The organism is Mariprofundus sp. EBB-1, from assembly GCF_003665155.1.
Lineage (GTDB): Bacteria > Pseudomonadota > Zetaproteobacteria > Mariprofundales > Mariprofundaceae > Mariprofundus.
In genome coordinates, this window is record NZ_RCFQ01000005.1 from 51,019 (window position 1) to 77,601 (window position 26,583).

At 45.8% G+C, this 26,583-nt stretch carries 23 protein-coding genes; 11 read left to right on the forward strand and 12 right to left on the reverse strand.

Going from position 1 to position 26,583, the window contains the following annotated elements; all coding sequences use genetic code 11:
- The first annotated feature begins 6 nt into the window (after positions 1-6).
- The 3 genes from D8Y20_RS03430 (at position 7) to D8Y20_RS03440 (ending at position 2,392) form a co-directional block, all read left to right on the forward strand.
- Positions 7-1,497, forward strand: a complete 1,491-nt coding sequence (locus D8Y20_RS03430) for a Ni/Fe hydrogenase subunit alpha (protein ID WP_121541645.1) — start codon at positions 7-9, stop codon at positions 1,495-1,497.
- Positions 1,498-1,500: 3 nt separating this feature from the next.
- Entirely contained in the window at positions 1,501-1,992 is a 492-nt protein-coding gene (locus D8Y20_RS03435; protein WP_121541646.1) for a hydrogenase maturation protease, read from the forward strand.
- A 70-nt stretch (positions 1,993-2,062) separates the two neighbouring features.
- Positions 2,063-2,392: an ASCH domain-containing protein gene (locus tag D8Y20_RS03440; protein WP_121541647.1), complete on the forward strand. Its 330-nt coding sequence runs from the start codon at positions 2,063-2,065 to the stop codon at positions 2,390-2,392.
- Positions 2,393-2,722: 330 nt separating this feature from the next.
- Here the strand turns inward: D8Y20_RS03440 and D8Y20_RS03445 are convergent, their stop codons facing one another.
- Both D8Y20_RS03445 and D8Y20_RS03450 read right to left on the reverse strand, forming a co-directional pair.
- Positions 2,723-3,082 carry a YbaN family protein gene (locus D8Y20_RS03445; RefSeq protein WP_121541648.1) on the reverse strand — a complete coding sequence of 120 codons (360 nt, stop codon included), beginning with the start codon at positions 3,080-3,082 and terminating at the stop codon, positions 2,723-2,725.
- A gap of 106 nt (positions 3,083-3,188) precedes the next feature.
- Positions 3,189-3,836 (reverse strand): DNA-3-methyladenine glycosylase I, encoded by a 648-nt coding sequence (locus tag D8Y20_RS03450; RefSeq protein ID WP_121541649.1) that lies wholly within the window; start codon positions 3,834-3,836, stop codon positions 3,189-3,191.
- 155 nt (positions 3,837-3,991) lie between these two features.
- On the opposite strand from D8Y20_RS03450, the gene D8Y20_RS03455 reads away from it, so the two are divergent.
- On the forward strand, positions 3,992-6,118 hold the full coding sequence (locus D8Y20_RS03455) for a YgiQ family radical SAM protein (RefSeq protein WP_121541650.1): 2,127 nt from the start codon (positions 3,992-3,994) through the stop codon (positions 6,116-6,118).
- Here D8Y20_RS03455 and D8Y20_RS13580 read toward each other — a convergent pair.
- From D8Y20_RS13580 to D8Y20_RS03465, 3 genes are all read right to left on the reverse strand, one after another.
- Positions 6,086-6,226, reverse strand: coding sequence for a hypothetical protein (locus tag D8Y20_RS13580; protein ID WP_153232653.1), 141 nt, complete (start codon positions 6,224-6,226; stop codon positions 6,086-6,088). The two genes, D8Y20_RS03455 and D8Y20_RS13580, sit on opposite strands and share 33 nt — an antisense overlap.
- A 114-nt stretch (positions 6,227-6,340) precedes the next feature.
- Positions 6,341-8,221 carry a diguanylate cyclase gene (locus tag D8Y20_RS03460; RefSeq protein WP_121541651.1) on the reverse strand — a complete coding sequence of 627 codons (1,881 nt, stop codon included), beginning with the start codon at positions 8,219-8,221 and terminating at the stop codon, positions 6,341-6,343.
- Positions 8,205-9,047, reverse strand: coding sequence for an ion transporter (locus D8Y20_RS03465; protein ID WP_121541652.1), 843 nt, complete (start codon positions 9,045-9,047; stop codon positions 8,205-8,207). The genes D8Y20_RS03460 and D8Y20_RS03465 overlap by 17 nt, the downstream gene beginning before the upstream one ends.
- Positions 9,048-9,214: 167 nt before the next feature.
- On the opposite strand from D8Y20_RS03465, the gene D8Y20_RS03470 reads away from it, so the two are divergent.
- The gene (locus tag D8Y20_RS03470; protein WP_121541653.1) at positions 9,215-11,857 is read left to right on the forward strand and encodes a PAS domain-containing hybrid sensor histidine kinase/response regulator; all 2,643 of its coding nucleotides are present in this window, start codon (positions 9,215-9,217) and stop codon (positions 11,855-11,857) included.
- Between the two features lie 138 nt (positions 11,858-11,995).
- On the opposite strand, the gene D8Y20_RS03475 is transcribed toward D8Y20_RS03470, so the two are convergent.
- Positions 11,996-12,349 (reverse strand): cupin domain-containing protein, encoded by a 354-nt coding sequence (locus tag D8Y20_RS03475; protein WP_121541654.1) that lies wholly within the window; start codon positions 12,347-12,349, stop codon positions 11,996-11,998.
- A gap of 230 nt (positions 12,350-12,579) precedes the next feature.
- Here D8Y20_RS03475 and D8Y20_RS03480 point away from each other — a divergent pair, with 230 nt between their 5' ends.
- From D8Y20_RS03480 to D8Y20_RS03500, 5 genes are all read left to right on the forward strand, one after another.
- Positions 12,580-13,347, forward strand: coding sequence for a bifunctional 2-polyprenyl-6-hydroxyphenol methylase/3-demethylubiquinol 3-O-methyltransferase UbiG (locus D8Y20_RS03480; protein ID WP_121541655.1), 768 nt, complete (start codon positions 12,580-12,582; stop codon positions 13,345-13,347).
- A gap of 40 nt (positions 13,348-13,387) precedes the next feature.
- On the forward strand, positions 13,388-14,842 hold the full coding sequence (locus D8Y20_RS03485; RefSeq protein ID WP_201265513.1) for an SLC13 family permease: 1,455 nt from the start codon (positions 13,388-13,390) through the stop codon (positions 14,840-14,842).
- A 252-nt stretch (positions 14,843-15,094) separates the two neighbouring features.
- On the forward strand, positions 15,095-16,393 hold the full coding sequence (hemL, locus tag D8Y20_RS03490; protein WP_121541656.1) for a glutamate-1-semialdehyde 2,1-aminomutase: 1,299 nt from the start codon (positions 15,095-15,097) through the stop codon (positions 16,391-16,393).
- Between the two features lie 117 nt (positions 16,394-16,510).
- Positions 16,511-16,867 (forward strand): phosphoribosyl-AMP cyclohydrolase, encoded by a 357-nt coding sequence (gene hisI, locus D8Y20_RS03495; RefSeq protein WP_121541657.1) that lies wholly within the window; start codon positions 16,511-16,513, stop codon positions 16,865-16,867.
- A 5-nt stretch (positions 16,868-16,872) separates the two neighbouring features.
- On the forward strand, positions 16,873-17,211 hold the full coding sequence (locus tag D8Y20_RS03500) for a phosphoribosyl-ATP diphosphatase (protein WP_121541658.1): 339 nt from the start codon (positions 16,873-16,875) through the stop codon (positions 17,209-17,211).
- 222 nt (positions 17,212-17,433) lie between these two features.
- Here D8Y20_RS03500 and fliS (D8Y20_RS03505) read toward each other — a convergent pair whose 3' ends face one another.
- The 6 genes from fliS (D8Y20_RS03505) to D8Y20_RS03530 form a co-directional block, all read right to left on the reverse strand.
- Positions 17,434-17,838, reverse strand: a complete 405-nt coding sequence (fliS, locus tag D8Y20_RS03505; RefSeq protein WP_121541659.1) for a flagellar export chaperone FliS — start codon at positions 17,836-17,838, stop codon at positions 17,434-17,436.
- A 281-nt stretch (positions 17,839-18,119) separates the two neighbouring features.
- On the reverse strand, positions 18,120-18,449 hold the full coding sequence (locus tag D8Y20_RS03510) for a hypothetical protein (protein WP_121541660.1): 330 nt from the start codon (positions 18,447-18,449) through the stop codon (positions 18,120-18,122).
- A gap of 59 nt (positions 18,450-18,508) precedes the next feature.
- Positions 18,509-18,943 carry a flagellar export chaperone FliS gene (fliS, locus tag D8Y20_RS03515; protein WP_121541705.1) on the reverse strand — a complete coding sequence of 145 codons (435 nt, stop codon included), beginning with the start codon at positions 18,941-18,943 and terminating at the stop codon, positions 18,509-18,511.
- Between the two features lie 103 nt (positions 18,944-19,046).
- Positions 19,047-21,407, reverse strand: a complete 2,361-nt coding sequence (fliD, locus tag D8Y20_RS03520) for a flagellar filament capping protein FliD (protein WP_121541661.1) — start codon at positions 21,405-21,407, stop codon at positions 19,047-19,049.
- A 3-nt stretch (positions 21,408-21,410) separates the two neighbouring features.
- Complete coding sequence (locus tag D8Y20_RS03525) at positions 21,411-21,788, reverse strand: flagellar protein FlaG (protein WP_201265514.1); 378 nt, start codon at positions 21,786-21,788, stop codon at positions 21,411-21,413.
- 68 nt (positions 21,789-21,856) lie between these two features.
- Positions 21,857-23,050 carry a flagellin gene (locus tag D8Y20_RS03530; RefSeq protein WP_121541662.1) on the reverse strand — a complete coding sequence of 398 codons (1,194 nt, stop codon included), beginning with the start codon at positions 23,048-23,050 and terminating at the stop codon, positions 21,857-21,859.
- A 265-nt stretch (positions 23,051-23,315) separates the two neighbouring features.
- Between D8Y20_RS03530 and D8Y20_RS03535 the strand changes: the two genes are divergently transcribed.
- Positions 23,316-26,513, forward strand: a complete 3,198-nt coding sequence (locus D8Y20_RS03535; protein ID WP_161957570.1) for an FkbM family methyltransferase — start codon at positions 23,316-23,318, stop codon at positions 26,511-26,513.
- The last annotated feature ends 70 nt before the right edge of the window (positions 26,514-26,583 follow it).

Sequence of the window (26,583 nt, forward strand, 5' to 3'; positions counted from 1 at the left end):
TATGCTATGCCATCCAACCAAGTAAACAGTCAAACCACAGCAAACGGATCGCGTCGTTTTGCCGTCGATCCCATTTCACGCGTAGAGGGTCATGGAAAAATCACCCTGCTGATGGATGATGATAATCATATTCAGGAAGCACGACTGCATATCGTCGAGTTTCGTGGTTTTGAAAAATTCATTCAGGGACGCCCCTACGGGGAAGTGCCAACCTTTGTTCAGCGCCTGTGTGGTATCTGCCCGGTCAGTCATCATCTGGCTGCAGCGAAAGCAGTGGATCAACTGGTCGGTGTAGAGTCATTAACACCTACAAGTCTGAAATTAAGAGAGCTGCTGCATTTCGGTCAGACCATGCAATCGCATGCCTTGCACTTCTTTCACCTCTCCTCTCCGGATCTGCTGTTCGGTTTTGGTAGTGATATGGCCAAACGCAATATTGTCGGCGTCATCGACAAACACCCTGATGTTGCCATCAAAGGTGTGAAATTGCGCAAATATGGCCAACAGGTTATCGCTGCGATCATGGGTAAACGTGTACACGGTTCCGCAGCCATCCCCGGCGGCATGAACAAATCACTCACTAAAGAGCAACGCAATACGCTATTAGCTGATATTGAGGACATCAAAGCCTGGTCTATGGATGCGGTATTGCTCAATGAACAGCTGCATATGACCAATGCTGAAAACCAGAGTTTTGGCACCTTGAACACACCATTCTTAAGCATGGTCGGCCCCAAGGGTGAGTTAGAGCTCTATCATGGTGGTCTGCGTGCCAACCTGGCCAATGGTGACTCACTGTTCGACCAGTTCGATTACCGTGGTTATGAAGAGATCATCCGTGAAGAGATTCGCCCATGGAGCTATATGAAGTTCCCTTACCTGACCGAACTCGGTAAAGAGAACGGCTGGTATCGTGTGGGCCCATTGGCACGAGTGAACAACTGTGATTCCATCAACACCCCATTGGCTGAAGAAGCACGTCAACGCTTCAAAGCCTATGGCGGCGGTGCATTGGTACAGGATACACTGGCTTATCACTGGGCCCGTATGATCGAAGTATTGCACTGTGCGGAAGCGATTGAACGCCTGCTCAATGATCCGGATATTTCCGGTGATGATCTGGTCGTGACCGGTGAAAAACGCCGTGAAGGTGTTGGTGTGATTGAAGCACCGCGTGGTACCCTCTTCCATCATTATAAGATTGATGAAGAGGGTTTGATTGAAAAAGCCAACCTGATCGTATCCACCACCAGCAACAATCAAGCCATGAATGAATCCGTACGCTCTGTTGCCAATCATTACATTGAAGGCAATGAAGTGACTGAAGGGCTGCTCAACCACCTTGAGGTCGCCGTACGCGCCTATGATCCATGTTTATCATGTGCGACCCATGCGCTGGGTAAAATGCCCCTACAGGTCGAACTGGTGGATAGCGCAGGTAATATGGTGGATCAGCTCAGCAAGGGTAGTGACGGGAAATTCGAGCGTTTGTCTTAAACGGTGACTATCGCAAGCAGCACGCCTGCCATCCTGCTATTCGGTTACGGCAACCCTGGACGCGGTGATGATGCTGTCGGCCCAGCCTTGATTGAGGCTATGCAAACGTATCTGGCTGATAGCGGTCGTGCCGCCGATATTGAGTGTTTGACGGACATGCAATTGCAAATTGAGCATGTCACCGATCTGGTGGATCGCGATCGCATTCTCTTTATCGATGCGGATATGTCGTGCGAAGAGGAGTGCGCGCTGCGCCTGCTGCCGTCTGAAAAAGATGACAGCTACACCACCCATGCCATGAATCCGGGTGCGCTGATCTATACCTATCAACAGGTGTATGGCCGCCCTGCTCCGACAGCTTATGTATTGAGTATCCGCACTTATGCATTTGAACTGGGCGATGATATTTGCGAGCAAGCACGTCAGCATTTATCCTTGGCAATCGAAATGGCCAAAGCGTTTTGCGACGTGAATTTCGACGCCACAAAGATATAAAGCAGCACATGATCTATATCTCTTAAGCAACTATTATGATTAAATAAAATAACTCACGCTAGGTGAAAGAATGAATAATTACCCTGAAAAAACATGCGAGATAGATCGTCTGGTTCGTCATCCCAAACTGGTGGCCGCAGCCCTTTCCGGTCAAAAAACTGAACAGCGTCGTGATGGTGTTTACGCCTATCCTGGCGAAGCGTTTGAACTGGATGGTGTGCCGTTTATTGTCACTGATCTAAAACGCGAAACCCTCGGCGAAATGGGTGATCGCGGTGCTACCGCTGAAGGCTATGAATCGATGGATGCCTACAAATCATTAATCCTGATGATGCATAAAGGCATGGAGTGGAATGATGATGCCAAAGTCTGGGTACACTGCTTCAAACGCAACGATTAAACAGAGCCACAGAAGAAAATAATCTTAGCCACGACACACGAATGCACAGAAGATGAATTGTGACTGTAGGAAATGCCTGTGATGCGTAGCAAGAGAGGCTCCCCTAGGGAACGAATTACTAATTCGTGATTTATGTTTAAACTGTGTACACCCCTTATTTATCCAACGTTCACATCCATTTTTTATTCTTATTTCTGATTGTTGCCTTATTCGTGGAAATTCGTGTGTCGTGGCTCGCTTGTAGTTATGTTTTTGAGTTAAAGGGTGTATTTTCGCTCTTTATAAACAGGTCGTAAAATAGCTGAACTTTGTGCGTAATCAGGAATTTATTTATTGTGCACACAGTTTCAAACGCAATACCGAGAATAGAGAGAGCAACACAACCGTGGCAGCAAAGGCGATAAAGTACGGATCTTCAAAGGCGAAGATGACCGCGTAACCACCAAAGATCAACATGGATAACACAGCAATGCGTCGGACATGACAGGAGATGCATTGCTGCTCCTGCCAGTTTCTAATCATCGGACCAAATGTACGGTTGGCCAGCAGCCAGCCATACCAACGCTCTGATGATTTAGCAAAGCAGCCTGCCGCCAGCAATATAAACGGCGTAGTCGGCAACAGGGGCAGAAATACCCCGACAAACCCTAAACCCAGAAACAGAAATCCCAGCGTTTTGTATAACAACATCCCAGCAAGGCTATATGCTTTACATAGCGAGCCAAGGCCTCTGTTGATTTCCCCGCGCCATCATCGCGCCTTTTATCGAGCCACTCAATTCATGACTACAGTAATATCAGAGTAACTTCGGTTTTTTAAATGCTAATCTCAAGGCTTCTACCTCGTGCCTGCAAGCGCACCCTTCCATGTGATCATTCACCAGCCCCATGGCTTGCATGAAGGCATAGGCTGTGGTCGGGCCAAAAAATTTCCAGCCGCGTTTTTTAAGATCTTTACTTAAGGCCTGAGAAGTTCTGGTAATGCTCGGGATGGGATGATTGTACTCGCCCTTGCCGATATGTGGCTCCGGCGCATCAGGCTCCCATTGCCATATATACGCAGCCAGTGATCCAAACTCGTCAACGATGTCACAGGCACGACCGGCATTATTGATCGTGGCTTCAATCTTGCCCCGATGTCGGACTATGCCCGCATTTTGAAGCAGGCAAAGCACAGAATTATCATCGAACAGAGCCACTTTATTAAAATCAAACCCGGCGAAAGCCTCCCGGAAATGTTCTCTCTTGCGCAGGATAGTGAGCCAGGAAAGCCCCGACTGAAAACCCTCAAGAGAGATCTTCTCAAACAACTTAAAATCATCGATTGTAGGACGGCCCCATTCTTCATCATGATAACGACGATAGTCCGGATCATCACTCCCCCACCAGCAACGGCTGATGCCATCTTCAGCGGTATGTAAATATGAATGGCTCTCATCAGACATTGTTCAATGACTCCTCTTTCACATCACACGGACATGCAATATGTGACAGATAAAACAGTAGTCAGCAAAGCGATGCATGTCCATTTCAGACTAAAACACTGAACTAAAATTCCCACTACCGCGCATCTATCTGAATTGATGATAGCGTTTGCGACATGACTTCCCCTTTCACACCTGAAACACAATCGATTCTGGACTGGCCGAAATATCGGCCTGATTTGCGGCCTGCTCCGCAATTGCCCATGAATAAAGCCGAGATGCAACAGCTCGGCTGGGATAGTTGCGATATTATTATCGTAAGTGGTGACGCCTATGTGGATCACCCGAGTTTTGGCATGGGCGTGATCGGGCGTGTGCTCGAAGCACAGGGATTCAGGGTTGGTATTATCGCCCAACCAGACTGGAAATCGGCTGATGACTTTCGAACTTTGGGTAAACCCAATCTCTATTTTGGTGTTACGGCTGGCAATATGGATTCGATGGTCAACCATTACACCTCAGAACGACGCATTCGCTCCGATGACAGCTATACACCGGGCGGAGTTGCAGGCAAACGCCCTGACCGTGCCGTGACAGTCTATGCTCAGCGCTGCCGAGAAGCCTTTAAAGGTGTACCCGTTATTATTGGAAGCATCGAAGCATCGTTGCGCCGCATTGCGCATTATGATTACTGGTCGGATACGGTACGCCGGTCTGTGTTGCCCGATTCCAAAGCGGACATGTTGGTCTTCGGCAATGCCGAACGACAGATCATTGAAATTTCACATCGTTTGGCTGCCGGTGAATCGATCAAGGCGATGCAGGATATTCGTGGCACGGCCTTGATGCGCCGTGATGTGCCCACCGGCTGGTCGGAACTCGATTCAACCGACGTCGATACACCCGGTGAACTGATTGAACACATCGACCCTTATGCCATAGCTAAACCTGATGATGGCAGCGATTGCGCCACAAAATCCAGCGCTCAAGCAACCCAAAACAACAATGAAATCCATATTCCCATCTCGCATCTCAAACTGAATCGGGCCAGAACCGTCATTCGCCTGCCCTCGTTTGAAGCGGTCAAAGCTGACCCTGTGCTTTATGCCCATGCATCACGTCTGCTGCATCTGGAAACCAATCCGGGTAATGCGCGCGCCCTGGTACAGAAACATGGTGAACGTGATGTCTGGCTCAACCCACCCGCTATTCCATTAACTACAGCCGAGATGGATGCCGTATTCGGCCTCTCTTATTCACGACTACCGCACAAGGCTTATGGTGATCAACGCATCCCTGCTTATGAGATGATCAAACACTCGGTCAATATCATGCGTGGCTGTTTTGGCGGCTGTACGTTCTGCTCTATCACCGAGCATGAAGGGCGCATCATTCAGAGCCGTTCAGAAGATTCAATTATCCATGAAATTGAGCAAATTCGCGACAAGACGCCGGGCTTTGCCGGCACCATTTCAGACCTTGGTGGACCAACCGCCAATATGTATCGCTTGAGCTGTAAATCTACCGAGATTGAAGAAGCCTGTCGCAAACCATCCTGTGTATTCCCCGGCATCTGCAACAATCTCAATACCGACCATAATCCACTGATTAAACTCTATCGCCGGGCGCGCTCCATACGCGGCATTAAACGTATCTTCATCGCCTCAGGGCTGCGTTACGACTTGGCCGTTGAATCACCGGAATATATCCAGGAACTGGCTACCCACCACGTGGGAGGTTACCTGAAGATAGCACCGGAACATACGGAAAATGAACCACTTTCCAAGATGATGAAACCCGGCATTGATAGTTTTGATCGTTTTAAAAAGATGTTTAACCAAGCCTCGCAAAAGGCCGGTAAAAAGCAGTATCTGATCCCATATTTTATCGCGGCACACCCCGGCACTAACGATGAGGACATGTTAAATCTGGCCCTCTGGTTGAAGGCCAATCAATTCAGACCGGATCAGGTTCAAGCCTTTCTGCCATCTCCGATGGCGACCGCCAGTGCGATGTATTATTCGGGTAAAAACCCGCTTAGAAAAATTACCAGAAAGAGTGAATCGGTATTCACTCCTAAACGCAAAAAACAGCGTGATCTACACAAAGCACTGCTGCGCTATCACGACCCTAAAAACTGGCCACTACTTAGAGATGCATTGAAAGCTATGGGGCGAACTGAACTTATTGGAAATACGCCTGAGTGCCTGGTGCCAGCAGCAGGCAGAAACGAACGTTTAATGAAAAAGACATCCGTTCAGCAACACAGATCAAGCCGGAATCGACATAACCGGAGAAGGTGATTGATGTTTATCGCTAAATAGAGGGCGTGGGAATGTATGAGTCACACGCGTTACGTTATTTTCACTTTCAGCGCTCTGTTTTTCTTCTTTGCTGATTTTTTCAAACATAGTGATCTCCTCTTCATACCCTTTGGTGTCTATAACCAGAAAGCTACGATCAGCCAACCATCATAAAGTGATCAAGATCACACTGTGTGAAAATGATACAGCAATTTGGTCGGATCAGGTTTCCACCTGTTCATAACGGACCACTTTATTGCGACCAGACTCCTTAGCCTCATAAAGCGCGGTATCAGCCAGACCAATACAAGCGGACAGATCACTCTCATTAGCCGGATACATCGACATGCCGATGGACATGGTAATGCTAAAACTGCCCTGAGCATCCTTCATTTCAAAGGCTTCAATATTTTTGCGGATACGCTCTGCAATTTCATGTGAGCGAACTTCATCAGCATCCATCAAGAGCACAACAATCTCTTCTCCACCATAACGTACAATAAGATCGCTGGCCCTGACTGCATCCTTTAGAATGGCCGCGGTTTCAACCAACACCTGATCTCCACTGGCATGGCCACGTTTATCATTGACCTGTTTGAACAGATCAATATCACACATCAACACACCAAGTGATGAATTACGGCGGCTGACAGATGCCTCCATACTCATGGTAAACTCTTCGAGGAAACGCCTGTTATACATACCGGTCAGTGCATCACGTAACGATGATTCTTTCAAACTGCGCATCAGACGCTTGGCCTCGATTTCTGGCGCCGCCACACGCAAATAGTATTCAAGCAGAGATACTTTTTTCTCAATATCAGGCTGTTGGGTCACATCAAAAATAATCTGCAGCACTACACCATCACCATCTGAATTGAGCACTGGGAGACAGATATGCCGCAAGCCAACACAAGACTCTTTGCAGTCGGCACAGAAAGGCGGACAGATTCCCTGATCATTACGAGAATCCACCATACGCACACTACGTTTGGCTCTACATGCCTGTGCATCTTCCATCACATCCGATGAACACCAACCCTCAAGTCCATCAGGTAAACCTGCCGAGGCAACAGGTACACTTCTATTTCTCAATGAGGATATTTCATACAATACAAACTGTTCAATGCCAAAATCATGCAATAAAATACGCTGAAAATGTTCATAGACCTCTTCAAGATTTCTATCCGCCTCAATCTCCTCCTTGAAACGCACCGCCGATGTCAGATTATGTACAACGTTGGCCATGTGCTGCATAGGTTCCAGATTGCTGTCGTTAAACATTTCACCGGTCAAGCCTTCGATATCTCGCGCAATAGCACCAATATGATCCTCCAGCGACTGCATCAAAAGGTTTGTGCTAGTTGAAATATCACCAATCTCATCATTTGACTCATATGCAATGCGCTGTGAAAAGTCACCATGTCTGGCCTTACTAAACACGGATGTAATCTGGCCGACAATATCCATCATTGGTAAAAATATTCTGCGCATAACAAAAGCAAACAAAACACCAACAAACAACAGCAGTGCAATCAACTGATAAATAGCTGATTTGATCGCATCTTCAGCATCGCTCAAATCCACCTGCACAGACAGCCCGCCTAGCACATCACCTTCAGCGGCATCGTGACACTTCATACAATTCAAGGCGCCATGAGATGATGCAATCAAGGGGCCATTATAGTGGTAAATCTTGATCCCGTTTTCATTCACTTCAATCTCTTCTGAAGACTTCCCCGAATTGAGCATTCTTTTCTCAACCGCTTCAATTTGACCCTGCGCGGCACGCTTTCCATATTGACGATTAACCAGCTCACCACGTAAGGCCCGCATTTCAATCAATTGAGGGATTTTGGAAAACTCATCAAACAAACGACTGATTTCATCGCGCACATGCTCCTTATTATCGGCAAGCAGCATACCCTCCTGCATAGAGTGCAATAAACCGATCCTTGCCATCTCGACAATAATTAACCCCTCTTTGCGAGCCTGATTTTCGGCGTAATCACGAATCAGGACTGAAACAACAGCACTCACCAATAGTGCCAAAACAAGGGTTATTAGAATCGTTAAGCGGTTAACTTTAGTTTTTAGTTTCATGATTAATCTCTTCCTGATCCTGCTTAGTCGCACAATATGGACAATAAGGAAATTCTGGCGCAATACCTTTTCCACAAGCTTCACATTTCACACCATGGTGCAGGCTGCGCGCAATTTTAACCGAGACTACCGCTGTAACCGCCGCAAACATGCAAATGCCGACCACCATCAGGCAAATTGCGATAGCACGTCCGGCCAGCGTATGTGGCACCACATCACCGTAACCCACCGTAGTCATCGTCACGATGCCCCACCACGCCCCTTCAAAGGCACTCGAAAATGTTTCAGGTTCGATCATATAAATAATATTGCCTGCTAACACTGCACCAAGCGCAATGCCTCCAAACACCATGGCCAGCATTTCCAGTGTATCGCGCATCGATGAAATAAATAACCGCATCGAACGCAGATAACGCACCAGTTTAAGCAGCCGAACGATGCGTAATAATCTAATGGCAATATTGGGATCGCCGATCAACAACATCGGTAATATCGCCAACATATCGACGACACCGTAAAAACTGAACAGATAGGCACGTAAATTTCTAGCGGAATAACAACGGGCTAAGAACTCCACCGCAAATACAACGGTCACCCAGAACTCCAACAGCTGAATCCGTTGGACATCTACGGCGTCCAGCCCTTTCAAGGTACCAAACATGGAGACAAATACACTGACAACGATCAACAGGGTAATACTTAAATTGGTTGTTTTACCAAGCTTACTATGCACATCAAACAACATATTATTCAACAGTGCACGCAATCTGTTGCCATCCTGTTCATGTTTAAAGGCACGATCAGGTGAATTCGAATCAAGCCGCATACATTCATTCCCCCTAGTCTATAAAAAGAGAGCATATTTAGTGCCATAATTGAAGAATTCGTATCCCGCATACTAAAGACTGAAAAATAAGGCCCCGTTAAACCCTCATTATGGCATAATACATGCTTTAACCGTTCATGATGTTTCACTGATTTAAGGAGACAGCAATGGCAACACCGATATTTTTTATCAAACTGCGATTCTTATGGGGTCTGGTTGTGATGCTGTTTGGCATGCTGTTGGCTTCTTTAATTTATTTAAGTGCCATCCAACATCACACCATTGAGCATTACCACCCTTTGCTTGAGGCCACCATCGAGACCAGAGCACATACTGCAGAATTTCATATCTGGCTCGAAGAAGCACTGGAAAGTAATACCAGTCCAGATAAAGCATGGCCACACTTCGATCATGCTAAAGGATTTGCCGGCATATTGAGCGAGGCAGATGAGCATGAAGCACTGCACAATGGCCGCCTGTTTCACCTCTCTGTGGATAATGTTGAATTGGGGCATCAAAGCCAACACGTGATGTCTGATCTTCAGCAATTACGCAGCATCGCCCAACTGCGAATCAAAGATAAACAACATAGCGGCATCGGCACGCCGATCGATAATCGCTTCGATCAAGTGTATAACAATATCATTGATGAGACCATGCAGATGGAAACATTGCTGCAAAAGCTGATTTACACTGACATGAATCACTATGAAAACCTCTCTAATGGCATCTATATCTTCGTGGCACTGTTGGCATTTCTAATGATCGCTGTGCTGCAATTTATATTCCGACTCAGATCCTCACATACAGCGTTGGATACATTGAACAGCCAACTCGATGAGAATAACCAGGCCTTGCAACTGCAGATTAACGCACGACGTCAATCCGAAGCGAAGTTACAAGATTCCGAAACCCGTTTACGCACCATGCTTAGCACTGCTCCCGACGCTATTATAACCATCAACAAGGCAGGTAATATCGTTGAATGGAACCATGGTGCGTGCCGAATTTTCGGCTATGCCGAAGATGAATGCACAGATAATGCTATTACGATGATCATGCCAGAGCGATACCAGCAGGCCCATACGCTCAGCTTCACTCGCCATTTAGAAGGCGTCGAAGGCAACCTGATTTTAGGAAAGGTGAATCAGTTTCATGGCCGCCATAAAGATGGTCATGAAATACCGCTTGAAGTCTGTATTTCGGAATGGCAAAAAGACAATCAATATTTTTTCACTGCCATTATTCGCGATATCAGCGAGCGTAAAAAAGCCGAATCTGAATTACACAAGATCAGAGCCTGTGTTGAACAGACTGGTGAATCAATCGTCATCACGGACAAAGCCGGCATCATTGAATATGTAAATCCGGCCTTTACCCGCATCACCGGCTACAGCGCCAGCGAAGCTATCGGTCAATCGCCGCGCATCCTTAAAAGCGGCAATTATGATAACACTTTCTATAAACAGATGTGGGCGACCATCGCCAGTGGAAACGTCTGGGAAGGCCGCATCACAGACCGCAGAAAAGATGGCAGCTTTTATCCCGCCATGCTAACAATCTCCCCAGTGCGCGATACTCACGATAACATCACCCATTACGTTGGCATTCAGGAAAACCTCTCCGAACTACAAAAGATGGAAGATCAATTTATTCAGGCCCAGAAGATGGAGGCCATCGGCACACTGGTGGGTGGCATTGCACATAATTTCAATAATGCCTTAGCCGGCATGACCGGCAATCTCTATCTGGCCAAATCAAAAGCAAAAACCATACCGGATGTTGTTCGACACATATCCAATGTTGAGCAACTGGCCATGCAGTCAGCGGACATGGTCTCTCAATTGATGGTCTTTGCCCGTAATGATTTATTGGTCAAAAAAATCACCCCACTTACCGGTTATATCAAAGAGGTTATGAAACAGATGCATCTGTTTGTGCCTGAAAAAATCAATTTTACATTCGAGGTCTGCCAACAAGAGATGCAGGTACAATGCGATGCTTCACAATTGCATCAGATCATTATGAATCTTATTAATAATGCCATTCACGCCACCAAGGAATGTGATCAACCGAGCATATCTGCCCACCTGAACATGCTGACTAATGACGCGGCGCTGCAAGCCCGTCACGATAATCTCTCCCCTACTGCCAGCGGTTTCGCACGTTTGTGCATCAAAGATAATGGTTGCGGCATCAGTGAGGAACACCTTGAACATATTTTTGAACCCTTCTTCACGACTAAACCGACGGGCGAAGGCACCGGGCTTGGACTATCCATGACCTACGGGTCTGTAAAAAGCCACGGCGGAGCTATTGATGTGGAGAGTGCTGCAGGTATGGGTACTGAAATGTGTATTTTGTTACCCCTTATAGATTCAACAGTGGTAGCCGCTGCGGATGATGATGCAGGCGAGGTGATTCTCGGCCACGGAGAGCGAATCCTTATTGTGGATGATGAACAGTCAGTGCGCGATACCACAGCCGATGTACTGCAAAGCCTCGGTTACAAAACCATGACAGCTGTTGATGGCCGTGATGCAGTCAACGTTTTTACTGATCATGCCCATGAAATTGATCTGGTATTGCTTGATGTGGTTATGCCTAACATTGGTGGTGTTCAAGTTGCTCAAAAACTAGCGCAAATTAAGTCTGGTTTGAAAGTTCTGTTCATCAGCGGCTATGACATGACCAATTCCTTGCAACTGGTAGTTAGTAAAGAAGGAAGTCAGCATATATTGATGAAACCATTCAGCATCGTCGATTTAAGCACCACTATCCGGCAACTACTTGATGGTGTTGAGCTCTAATAACGTCATAACCAAGCTAACCAGAGAGTAAGAGATGAGGTTGCATCGGTGGTTGTCTCTACTTTGCGTACTTTGCGGTAAAAGCTTTTAGCATTTTATAACGATTATCTGACACCCTTGGCAGTAGTTTTAACCTGTTTACGCTATATTTCCTTCAGACTGAGCCAAGCCAAAATAGATCATTATCATATCATCATGGCTATCATTGATCACTTCGTGCAGCTCTCCCGGATCAATCCGCATGCAACTACCTGTAGTGACCCGATATGCATCTTCGTTAATGCGAAACAGACCTGAACCGCCGATGACATAAAAAATTTCATACAGATCATCATGGCTGTGTGCAGAAGCCTTTTGACCGGGCTTGAACACGGCATGCGACAAACGTACCGAAGCTGGCAGTTCATTTTCGTGGAATAGAATCTTTTTCACAATCTCTGCATCATGCGATAATCCCTGCTCTGCACAGTGATCAAGATGGGTTATTTTCATAAACTATTTCCTCCCGCTGCATCATTATACAACGCCTCTGTAGCCATCACGGTTGTTCAACAGGATCGGCTAGCCCAATCTACATCGCCCATGAGCACATTCTGCGAGACCTGTTCAGCATCATATATTAACAATGTAACCATCCAATGAAATTTTGCGAGCACCCGTTAAATGTTCCGATTCAGTAACAAGGATATGGACGCATCAAATCATCACGCTAGCTTCACTGCATGCATGAAAACCTTGATGACAACACACTTAGTCACGATGCTACGCTGGAAGGCGCGCTGACTAACCTGAAAAATAACTACCCGAACATTACCGGCAATCATCTCGACATTGGCAGCGGCACCGGAAATTTAATCCGTCGCATGCGCATGCAGTATAATCTCACCAGCTCTGCCTGCGATTATACCGATGAATTTATGGCCTTGGATGATGTTAAGGTTGATATCGTTGACCTCAATGACGGCGTTTTACCGTATGCAGATAACAGTTTTGATCTGGTTACATTTACAGAGGTTGCCGAACACCTTGAGAATTACCGCGCCATTGTGCGTGAAGTTCATCGGATACTAAAACCGGGCGGTGTGATTGTTCTCACCACCCCCAACATATTGAATATGAAATCACGCATGCGTTTTCTTACCAATGGTTTTTGGAGCATGTTCGGACCATTGCATGTCGGTGAAACGGCGATTGAAAGTACCGGTGGCCATATCACGCCGATTGCTTATCCTTACCTGGCACATGCGCTGATGAGCGTAGGTTTTGATATGCCAAAGCTCAACGTCGATAAAATCCAGTTTCCTTCCATTTTCTGGCTTGTGCTATTTTATTTACCAATACGGATCATCGGCGCACTGGTATGGAGAAAAGAGCGCAATCGATACCATACATTGGATACACATAACGCCCCGATCATCAGTCAAATCAATTCCCTGCAAATGCTGTTGGGTAGATGCATTGTTGTATCTGCTCGCAAAACAGGTGGATAAGCGCATTGTTTGAGGGCAACCACACGGGTTTACGACCGTTTTGAACGGGTCTCAAATATTGGCCCGCATCAGTGGCCCCGCCATTGCCCTGATTTGTGCTACGATGATAGAAATCCCTGATCAACCGCAAGCTTCTGCCATGCTTGGCATTGCGTTGTGGATGGCCATCTGGTGGATCTCTGAATGCGTACCACTAGCTTTGACCGCACTTATTCCTCTGGTCTGTTTTCCACTATTCGGTATTGCCACTGGCAAAGAGATTGCCCCGCATTATTTTAACAGCATCATCTTTCTATTTATTGGTGGCTTCCTCATTGCACAAGCCATGGAAAACACACACCTGCATAAACGCATTGCCCTGAACATGCTGGCCAGATTACATGCCAGCCCCCTACAGCTAGCCATGGGTTTTGCAGGTGCTACCGCATTTTTATCCATGTGGATATCCAATACCGCCACTACCATGTTGATGGTAACCATCGCCCTGCCACTACTGCAGCGATTGATGGATGATCATAAAGCTGAGGATATTGCTCCCATGTCCACCAGCTTTTTATTAATCATCGCCTACTCCGCCAATATTGGTGGCATGGGCACACCGGTTGGTACAGCACCTAATCTGGTATTTTTAGAAAACATACGTCTCTATGCTCCAGAATCTGTGCCCTCTTTTCTGGAATGGATGATGATCGGCATACCGATGGTCATTGTCGGACTGGCTGTACTGTTCGCAGTGTTAGGGCCGCAGCTCTCTCGATTACCATGGAAACCATCTGATGGTGCAGCACTCCATCATTCCCTCGTTGAACTTGGCCGCATGCGTTTCGAAGAGAAGATGGTTGGTTGGGTACTCACCATCACGGCACTGTTGTGGATGAGCCGCAAGGGCATTCAAACGGACAGCTTTGACATCCCCGGGTGGGCAGGGCTATTGCCTTACAAGGGCATTGATGATGGCACCGTGGCTATTCTGATGGCCAGCCTGTTATTCCTGTTTCGCAGCAAACAACATGGTCCAATATTGAATACAGCTTCATTCAGAAAACTACCCTGGGATATTGTACTGCTACTCGGTGGTGGCTTCGCACTGGCTTACGGCATGCAACATTCCGGTCTGTCAGGCTGGATTGGTGGGCAACTTGAATTTCTTGGTGATGTGCCCTTAGTGCTAATGATGCTCGGTATCGCCTGTATCATTATTTTCCTGACTGAGATCACCAGCAATACTGCCACCACACAGGTGATGTTGCCGATCCTTGCCGCTGCAAGTATTGCCAGTGGACTGGATATCACATCCACTTTGCTTGTTGCTACGCTGGCAGCATCCTGTGCATTCATGCTGCCGGTTGCTACACCACCCAATGCCATCATATTCGGAACGGATCGTGTGCCCATGCACAGCATGGTAAAAGCCGGTATCCGATTAAATCTGATCATGATTTTCATTGTGACCGGCATCGTTTATATGCTGAGGCCCTTTTTGCCGGGCATTTAGGTGGCCTATTCAAACAATTCTCTAAGACTCACCACGCGGCAGCGTAACCCTTTCTGGCCCGATCAATCGCAGCGACTCTATATTTACGCTTTGGTGTTCCCTCACAGACATACCTATACAATCATGACTGGAAAATCCGACGTTTGAAGTGTAAAAAAATTGAACCTTGTTTTCTATTTTTAACAGGAACACGATTGACATACTTCAACGCACTTTCTAACGTCGCGCCACACTAAAACCCAAGGACTTTCCATGCCAAACATCCAGCAATCACAAATCGATTTCGATCAAGCTAAAAAAATATTACCCGGTGGTGTCAATTCACCAGTACGCGCATTTAAATCGGTAGGCGGCACACCACGTTTCTTCGCTTCGGCCAGTGGTGCTTATGTGCAGGATGTTGATGGCAATTCTTATATCGATTATGTCGGTTCATGGGGACCAATGATTCTCGGCCATGCCCACCCGGATGTGGTTAAAGGTGTACAGGAAACCGCAGCGCTTGGCATGAGTTTTGGCGCTCCATGTGAACTGGAAATTGATCTGGCTAAACTGGTTATTGATATGGTGCCTTCAATTGATGTGATCCGTTTTGTGAACTCCGGTTCTGAAGCCACCATGAGTGCATTACGACTGGCACGCGGATTCACTGGACGTGATAAATTCATCAAATTTGACGGTGGCTACCACGGTCATGCCGATGGTTTTCTGGTCAAAGCTGGTTCCGGCGCAGCCACATTTGGCGAACCTGATTCCGCCGGTGTACCTGCTGATTATGCCAAGTTAACACTGACTGCTGCATTCAATGATATTGAAGCAATCAAACAACTGTTTGCTGAAAATAAAGATGAAATCGCCTGTATTATTGTGGAGCCTGTACCCGGCAATACCGGTGTAATGAAACTGTATGAAAATGGATTCTTACAACAACTGCGTGACATTTGTGATGCTGAAGGTGCGCTGCTTATTTTTGATGAAGTGATGTGCGGATTTCGCGTGGCTGCCGGTGGTGCGCAAGAGCGATTCAACATTATGCCTGATCTGACCTGTCTGGGTAAAATTATTGGTGGTGGTTTACCTGTTGGCGCTTATGGCGGTCGTGAAGAGATCATGCGTCAAATTTCTCCAGACGGTCCTGTTTATCAGGCTGGTACCTTGTCCGGTAACCCTCTGGCTATGCGTGCAGGTCTTGAAACACTGACCCGTCTGCAGGCGCCCGGTTTTTATGATGCACTGGAAGCCAAAACCACCCGTCTGGTGGAAGGTTTACTAGCAGGATGCAAAGCAGCAGGCGTACCTGCTGTGGCCAATCAGGTCGGTGCAATGTTTACCATTTTCTTTACTGATCTTGATGAAGTCACCTGCTGTGATGATGTCAGCAAGCATTGTGATCTTGCTTTCTTCGGTCGTTATTTTAACGCCATGCTGGATGAGGGTATTTATCTGGCTCCATCACAATATGAAGCTGCATTTGTTTCAGCAGCCCATACAGACGAAGATATTGATGCCACCATGGCTGCTGCCGGCCGCGCACTCGCCAGGATCATTTGATATGACTCCAGGCATCCTGCCTTCCGCATTGACCGTTCTGCAAAAGCGTCGTTATGCTTCACTTCCGGGCTTATATGCATGCGCCCGCCCCACCTCCTGTGGGGATTGGAGTTCTACATGAGTTTACTCGACACCATTACCTTCAACGATGCCGGTCTGGTGCCTGCTATCGCTCAGGATGCCACTAGTGGCCGCGTATTGATGATGGCATGGATGAATGAAGAAGCCGTGCAACAAACAGTCGCCACCGGTTTCGCCCACTACTATTCCCGTTCTCGCCAAAAGCAGTGGATGAAAGGTGAGTCTTCAGGACATGTACAAAAAGTGCTGGATATGTACCTCGATTGTGATGGAGACACTATTTTACTAACAATCGAACAGACCGGCCCTGCCTGCCACACCAACCGTCAATCATGCTTTTACAAACAACGCCAAGCAGACGATTGGGTAAGCATTGAAAAACCTTTGGAGTAAATGATATGTCTGATTCAACAAAACCTCAGGATATCGATATTCTGAAAAAACTTGCGGCAGTATTGGAAACACGAAAATCCGAATCTGCAGATGCATCGTATGTGGCATCGCTGTACGCCAAACCAGATAAGATGCTGGAAAAAATTGGTGAGGAAGCTGTAGAGACGATTATCGCCGCCAAGAATGGCGAAGCTGATAAAATTATTTATGAAACGGCTGATCTGTGGTTTCACTGTATGGTGATGCTAGCGCAAAAAGGCCTTTCCCATGAAGCTGTATTAAATGAACTGGCACGTCGATTCGGCATGTCCGGCCATGATGAGAAAGCATCCAGATCGAAATAAACTCGGCGAAACAACAGCAGTCTAACTGATTAGCCACTGATGCTCAGGGCAGCTTCTCTTACTTCGCGATCAGGTGAATTGAGTTGACTCAAAAGAGTATCCCCTGGGGGATTAACCTTCTTCCAGGAACTCTCACTGATTTAAAATCTTTATTCGTGCTAATTCGTGGCTACTGTGAATTCGATTTTCAGCTAAACTCCATGAGAAATCGGGAAAATCTATTCAGGCCGCATTCCGCACTAAAGCGAGGTGTTGCGGCTTTTTCTGCTGCACTGAAAGCTGCATCCAACCCTCTCGCAATTCTGTCACCAACTTAAGCACCTCATCAACATGACCGGTAGAACTACTGCACAATCCTTCGATAAGCCTGTTCATCATATAAGCATATAAACTAGCCAGATTCTCTGCCATCTCACCACCCTCTTGCATATTTAAACTGCTGGATAGCTCAATCAAGGCCTCCATAGATCGACTTGTATGATCCGCTTCTGCTGAAAGATCTCCAGCCAAAATAGCCATACGCGTACGTCCAAGTGATTTAAACAGTGCTTCATAACTCAGCAAAACCAATCCCAATGGCCCTGCCCCTTCTACCTGGTTTTCCTGATATGCTTGATACCCGACCATGACTGCCTCCTTGCATAGATATGCAGTTGCGATCATCGCACTGCTTGCATAATTGATATATCGACACGCTGAAAGAGGACTTTAGCTAAATGTTAAGAAAAATGGGGCAAACAGTTCATAAGGAACGGATACAGCCGAGTAGAGAATGCCGCTTTGAGCGTGCCAAACGCAGTAGCATTGCACAGCTAAAGCCGCACTTCCAAAACTGATTCAATCACCAAGTTGAATACAATATGGTTAGCTAAATAAACGCGGAGAAACCCACAGATATGCCCCAATATTTATGGGTTTTTTAGTAGTGCTTTTGCAGCATCGGCCTGACGCATCCCACTATTCAGCGTAGCGATATCAGCACCTACAGCGCCCATATGCACTGCCAATTGCCTCTGAGTACGCCTTAAACGAATTTCAAGGTATTTGACTTGAGCCGAAAGCTCATCATCCAAGTCAGGGATTTCTATCATTCTGGCGCGCAATAGTTCCATTTCCCGACTGACTAGATCCACACGCGCTGGCAGCTTCTGCCACTGCCTTTCCCTCATACAACGACTGAATGATTTGAGTGCTGCATCGCAACGATCAAGTTGGGTAGCTATGGTATATTCTGCCATTAAATAAATCAGATCCTTTTATCGCGCATTCTGGCCATTCCTAGACTCTATCTAAACTGTTAGTAGCCGTAAGCCGCTGTAGCAGTTTGCATGCCACCCATAGATGCCTGTGAACGCATTGCAGGCTTCCGCTGCCTATCATCCAGTCCTTTCCAGGCATCACGCAGTGTCTGCGTTAACGCCATGGTTTCATCAATCGCCACAACAGAGCCACTGCACATGTCACTAACCAATCGTTCATTCATATAGATATAGAGTCTAGCCAGGTTGACTGCTACTTCACCACCCTCTTCCATATTCAAAGAGGTAGAGAGTTCAATCAACGCCTCAAGCGCACGTGCTGTCTGTTCGCTCTCAAGCATCATATCTTTACTTTCAACTCCCAGCCGTGCTCTGCCGAGTGATTTGTACAATGCATCGTACGTAAGAAGAACCAAACCTAAAGGAGTTGCTCCATCCACCTGATTGCCTTGATAAGCTTTATAACCTGTCATACTGCCTCCATGCGTTTTAGTTTTAAAGGCGATCATCGCCCTCTCATACACCAATATCTATCGGTTATTATTCAGTAAACTAAAATTAAATTTTAGTTTGTTCTTAATTCGTTCCATACTGAGCATTTATATTTTGCGTTAAGAAATCTCCCGATTGCTGTAAGGATGCCATAGCTGACTGCATACTGCTAAACTGCTGCATGAGCAGCACTCGCTGCCTTTCCATTTGATCTGTTAGGCTGGTTATTTTAGCTGTGATACCATCAAATGATGTCTGATCCGTCTCTATACTGTTTTGAATCAGCCCAAAAACAGGATTTGAATAGAGATCTAGTATGCCATCAAAGGCCGCAGCAATGCCAATGCCTACAGAGAGATCACCGACAACCCCTGTCGCTGTACCGGTATAAAGAACCGCTAATCCATCAACATTACCGCTACTACCGAGAAGCATCTGTCCTGTGCCGGTGGCAGCCAATCCATTGATCGTACCCGTCACATTTGCTCCAGCAAGAGCTTGATCTGCGATACCCAAACCGTTAACGCTTTGAGCAATAGAAAAACCACTACTAGCTCCAAATGAAGTAGATTCAAATGCGATGGCGTTTCCAGATATTACAGCTGTCACAGGCAAAGCATAACGCCCTTCTGTCACAACTGTGTCACTGCCAAAGACAAGAGAGCCGCCACCTTCATTATTAGCGGTCAGATTAACGGTCAACTGAGAATCCCCTGTTGTAATATCAGTCAGTGTAAGTTTTCCGTTGACATCAAGACTGGCTGTTACCTCCTGATTAAAAACCGATTGAATTGCAGATAACAGACCAGAAACTGTATCCGTAGCAGGGTTGAGTATGGAGTAAGTACCACTCACTGAAACACCTGAGCGCAACGTACCACTGATTGATATGGTATCACTGGCAGCGACTCCAACTCCATCAAGTGCTGAAAAACTTGTGCTCCCTGTAGCCGGAAGCGTGCTTGCAATCAAAGCCGTAGATAACTGATGTTGTTCCGTATAATTAGCTGAGAGCTCAGCATTTAAAGCTGTAATCATGGCACCTTGGCTTTGCCCTAAAGTCAAATTTACAATGGCTTGCCTGCTAGAGCCGGTATCAGTAATGGTAACAAGCTCATCAGCAGCCAGCCCCCCAGAGAGATCAGTTGCCCCGGTTACTGCCGCCTTTGCTGCAGCTTGTGTAACATTTACACTGTAGGATCCGGATGGGGTAGTCACTCCATTTGTGAGAAATTGGAGACTATTATTAGCACTACTTCCTTGCGCAACAAACAGATCCCGAATGGCACTGGTGTCATTCGCTACAAACGTACTGAATCGATCTTCATTAATCAATAGTTGTCCATTTATATCCGGCTCAATACCAATCATCACCAGGCTATTGCGATCACTAGCCAGTCCGGGCACTGTTTTAAGCAAACTTGATGACATACTGCCTTTAATGGTAGCGAGCAACGGTTCACCTGCCAGGATACCACTTGAACCAGTATTCACATCAAACTTATAATGGTCATCAATTAATGACTGTAAACTGTTATAGGCATCTATAAAGGATTGCACGTTGTCACGTATAGCCTGCTGATCCACGCTAATATTCACACCAACTGTAACCGCAGGATCAGCCTGTTTCAGACTCAAGGTCACACCGGATAATGCATCTGTAATGGTATTGCTGCTGCGGGTCATACTTAAGCCATCAATAGAAAATTGGGCATCCAGAGGGGATTGCAGCACTTGATGGGCGTTCGATTGTCCAACGGCACCAAGCTGAAGTGAAGAGAGGGTGCCACCCGTATTTGCATCCAGAGCAGTACCACTAAGCGTAAACCCTGTCACTCCAGTAGCATCCGAAGCCAGAATTAATCGAAAATCATTATCAGCCACTTTCATTACCGATGCAGTGACGCCTGTAGCGGACGACCCACTATTGAGTTGATTAATATTAGCGGCGATATCATTTAAAGAATCTGATGTTGAAACTGTAACCGTAGCACCCTCGATCAAAAAACTACCGCTTATATTCATCGCCGTAGTCGCAGCCGCAATCGCTGTCCCAGCGCTATCTTTCACTGCTCTCAATGATGAGAGACGTTCGGCCTGTGCTGTTTGGGTTATAACTATATTATGTTGTCCAGCTGAAACACCGGAAGTGCCACTAATATCAACAAGAGATGCTGCAGTAACCGTTGAAGAACTACTGGACAGACTAGCTGAATACCCAAAAAATGTAGCTTCATCAGCCAGCGCAATGGATGTGCTCCGCAAATTTCTGGATGCATCGTTAATTAAAAGAAGAGCATCTTGTTTAGCTGTAAGATTATCCTGTCTCTGTTGTAATTGGTTAATTTCAAACTTGCGCAAGCCCAAGATACCATCAACAGCCGCAGGCACATCAAATCCAGCCACTTGGCCGGAAATGATGCTTCCAATTCCTGTATCCGCCATAATTTAGACCTGTTTATCCAGCAATAAGCCCACCATCTCTTTCATAAAGATTTTATGTTGAATAAAGTCTTTTGATGGTATTTCACGAATCACTTCACCGCTATGTTTATCTGTCACGGTAACAAACAGTTGCCCAAGCTTCTCTTCATAACCAAATGCAATCGATTCACCCGATGATCCTGATGAAACATTGGCCTGTTGAATCGCTTTTTGTAAATCCTGCGTACTCACTTTCTGTTCTACTTTATTTTGTACATTCTGTTGAACCGGAGGAGTCGGACTAGCTTGTGGTTGGCTTACCGGGCGAACATTTGCAGAACCCACATTCAGCGAAGAAAGCACAGGACTAGATTGAACGATATTGTTTTGAATTGCAGTCATGTCTTACCTCCTTGCCTTTTTAGGGTTTAACCCTCTCCCATCACTGGGAGAGGGCTATATCCTGCCTCTTATCTGAACAGTGACAATACGTTCTGTGCTGCCTGATTAGCCTGAGCCAACATTGAAGTGCCAGCCTGAGTAAGAATCTGATTCTTCGTGAAATTAGCCATTTCAGCAGCCATATCAGCATCCCTGATAGAGGATACAGCCGCAGTGGACTGTTCGATACTGGTTGACAGGTTAGCCTGCACAAAGCTCAGCTGGTTCTGGGTAGCACCCAGATCAGCACGCTGAGTGATCAAGGTATCCAGAGCATCCTTAGACGTTGTGATGTATGCCTGAGCACCAGCCTGAGTAGTCAATGAGGTTGCAGCCGTTCCTGCAAGCCCAAGCCCTGCAGTAGTATATTTTTGCTGCAAATTCACAGTCACCTGATTATTACCTGCTGCATCATTGTCTGCTCCAACCTGGAACGCCAGAGCCGAAGTATAGACACCTGCGCCAGCAGCAGAAGCGGTCACATCAGCCACTACTGTAGTTACACCAGCGGTAGGAGCATTTGCAAGCGTAGCTGCAGCAGTACCGGTTAGAGTTGCCCCGTTATCCATCGCTACAGTGAATGCGCCACCAGCAGTTAGAGTTGCAGTACCTGCAGATCCATCAGCACCGGCAACGGTAAGAGTATCACCAGCAACACTCGTCTGAGATGCAGTGTAGCTATAAGTAGTGGATACACCACCATCAGTTGGAGCAGTAGTAGTCAATGACGTTACAGAACCAGTACCCGCTGTAGTCTGAGCAAGACTGAAAGTAACACCAGTGACAGCTGCAGAGTTAGCATCTATGCCGTTAAGTAAATTTACGCCATTGTAATTGGTTGAACCAGCGATTTTGTCAATCTGAGTTTCCAGTTTGATGCGTTCTGCATCCAGTTTAACCAGTTCGCCTGCATTGTTTGCAGATGAAGCCTGTGTTGCCAGTGTTTGGATACGAACAACCATATTTTGAATTTCGTTAACGCCCGCATCAGCCATTTTCACCATTGCAGTTGCCTGTGTAGCATTCTGACTGGCTGCTTTCAGGCGTGATGTCTGGGCATCCAACTTGGATGAAATCGCAAAACCAGATGCATCATCTGATGCACCGTTAATACGGAAGCCAGATGACAAACGATTCAACGACTGATTCATGTTGGTACTATTTGTATTAAGATTTTTCAGTGCGGTCATTGCCGCGTTATTGGTTTGAACTGTTAATGCCATTGTATCTCTCCTTGAGTTATATTAATACGTGAACGACATCATGCCTTGTCACGGTGGGGATTATCCCCTAACAAGATCTGTTCCTCAGCCCTTGTACTATATGTGTATCGGAAGAAAAAAGATCAACTTTAATTTTTATCAAACTTCTCTCATTCCACTTTCTCTCACACTAGCACATAAGAGTATCGGTGAAAAAAATGAGCACTTTAATTTTTGGCACAATATGTGCTCACACTGGTTTAATCTCTCAAACAGGAAAAAAACCATGAACAAAAAACAAGTTCAAACACATAAACTTATAAATGATATCAGCCAGCTTTACACGCGCGGGTTGTATAGTGATGCAGAGCTATTATGCAAAAGAGCACTTGCACTAGAGCCCGACAACATTCCCATTCACCTCCTGTATGCACGCTCTTTGTATAACCAACTTAAACCGCAGGAATCAATTCCATTATTGGAACAAGCCATTAAACTTGCTCCCGACAATGAAGATGTCAGGACACTGCTTATGGCCAGTTATATAGACTCAAGCAACCTTCCTAAAATGATTGAACTTTCTGATATTTTTCAAAACCAACCCAGAAATAACAATGAACTTATTCTTGCCTATCGATGCTACCTGTCGGCCTGTGACTGGGACTCTGCAGCAAAGCTTGAAAATGAAATGCTCCTTGCCACATCTGAAAATAATCCTGATCACGAAGTGCTACCTGCATTGCTCTTAGCACTCAATGGACGCCCCAATATTTCTCCTGAATTAGACTTTCAATTACATAGGGAATGGGGAAAAAGCAATCCTAATGTGCCTGAAATAAGACCACCCAAAGTTCAAGGGCGTATTCGCATCGCATATATCTCAGGCGATTTTTACAGACACCCCGTTGCCTACTTTATGCATCAAATCATTCCTGCCCATAACAGAGATGAGTTTGAGGTATACTGCTTCGCTCATCTTTCCGGACGAGAGGATGATTTGACCAAACAGTTTATCGAGGATTCAGATCAATTCTTTGATATTACAAACATGAACAATAAAGCCCTACACGACCTCATGAGAACGCATAATATCCACATTGCCATTGACCTCTCTGGCCACACCACTTGTAGTCGTACTGCTGCTTTTGCACTGCGCTTAGCACCTGTACAAATATCCTATCTCGGATACCCAAACACAACAGGTCTTGAGGCGATGGATTTCCACATTACAGATCCTTTTTGTGAAGATGAAAATCATGGAACCCAATATATTGAAAAGCTACTAACCATGCCTAAAACGTTTCTCAATTACGGGGTCAGTTGGGATCTAAAGAGATCCGAGAACGCACCATGTATAGAGAAAGGTTATATTACATTTGGATCGTTCAATAATGGGCGCAAAATTAATCTAGAAGTGGTCGAAGTATGGAGCTCAATCCTCTCCCAGGTTAAGCATTCACGTATGCATTTAAAGTTCCCCGGATGTGACTATGATCTCATCCAGAAGAATTTATATAAAGCCTTTGCAAAGTTTGGCATTGAATCGTCACGGATAACAACCCTGTCACGCACATCACTGGAAGAGCATATGCTCGGATATAATGACATCGACATTGCACTGGATACCTTTCCATATACTGGCACCACCACCACATGTGAAGCTCTTGCAATGGGGGTTCCTGTCGTTACGCTGGTTGGAGCAAAGCATGCCAATCGGGTCTCATATTCAATCCTGAAAAATATTGGATTTGAAAGCACTATCGCCTTCAGTAACCAAGAATATATTGAAAAAGCAGTCAACTTAGCAGGTAACCCAGAAGGTTTAAGGATCATCCGATCATCATTGCCAATTCTTTTACAGCACTCTCCCGTCAAACAAATTCATCCATTTATAAATGATTTGGAAAACCTATACAAGGAAGCCTGCCACAAAAAAGGCCTCGATCTTTCAGAAATCGAACAACCCTCAGACAACACTCTAGAACAACAAAATGATCCCTTGCCAACCAGATCAGCACACGATAATTCTGCCTCATCAACTATCAATATGCTTGATGGCACTACTGACATGCAAGAACAAGAAGTAAAAAGCATTTCTACATCTCTTACCCTGTCCATCAATGGTGGAATTCAAATTGTGGTGCCTAATGATCTGAATCTCATGACTCCATATGTATTAACTGAACAACAAGACTGGTTTGAGGACGAAATAATATTCATTAGAAAAATCATTAAATCGGGCATGAAAGTTGTGGATATTGGGGCAAACTATGGCTGTTATAGCATGACCTTTTCCAGTTTAGTTGGAGACAAAGGGCACTTATGGGCCTTTGAACCAGCAAACAGTACAGTTTCATTTCTCAAGGAAAGTATTAAAATCAATCATTTTAAACAGGTTACCTTGATAAAAGCGGCACTATCCAATCGCGAAGGCACTGCTGAACTGTTATTGCAGGCCAACAGCGAATTAAATTCCATTTCAACATCAGGATCTAGCAATAGCGCAAGGGAGTCAGTTCCATTAAAACGCCTCGATGACTGTATTAAGAGCTATCAATGGCGGGATATTGCTTTTGTCAAACTGGATGCAGAAGGTGAAGAGATACGTATTCTTGAAGGTGGCCAAGAATTCTTTTCCCGCTTCTCACCACTAGTCATGTTTGAATTAAAACACGGAGACCAAGTCAATGAGGGCTTAATACAAAAGTTTGAGAGTATGGACTATCATTCATTCGTCCTGACGCCAGGAATACAAATTCTCACCCCATTCAGCCCTGATGAGCATCAAGATATCTATCTGCTCAATTTATTTTGCTGTAAAGAGGACAGAGCAAAACAGCTTGCTGACGACGGTTTTCTTATCCTTAAGGTGGATGATAACTGTGATAGTCCTACTACAAGGTGGCAACAACACCTTGCAAATTTCCCATATGCCAGTGAATTAATTGATCCATGGCAATCACAACAACCCGAGGAGCACCCAGAAGGATGGGAAATTTATGAACTTGCATTAAATCAGTACGCTTCAGCACAAGCGAGTGATCAACCAGCAACAAAACTTTCACATCTACAACAGTCATTTATAAATATGGTTTCCCTACTAGACATCCACGTTTCCATTCCACGATTAATGACCCTGACTCGCATTGCCAGCGAATTAGGTCATCGAGGCGTAGCTGTTCAGGTGTTGAACCAAATTGCACAACATCTGGAACAAGAGAAAATTTTCATCCCATCAGAACCATTCCTTGCTGTTTCATCCACAGCCGAACATCTCAATCCTGACAATAGATTACTCGATTGGTCGCTAGCGACAGTCTTGGCCAGCAAAGAAAAACGTCAGGCATTTTCATCTTACTTTACTGGCCAATCATCACTACCTGAAATCGAACGATTCCTTTCTCTGGGGTTTCACGATGAAGAGATGATTAGGAGAAAGGATCTGATTCGTCAGCGGTTTCAACCCGGTGCCATACTTACATGACAGCTTAAATCCATTGGAGCATAAACATCTCAGTAGCTATTCGTAGACAGCGCCGAGTGGAGTTCATACA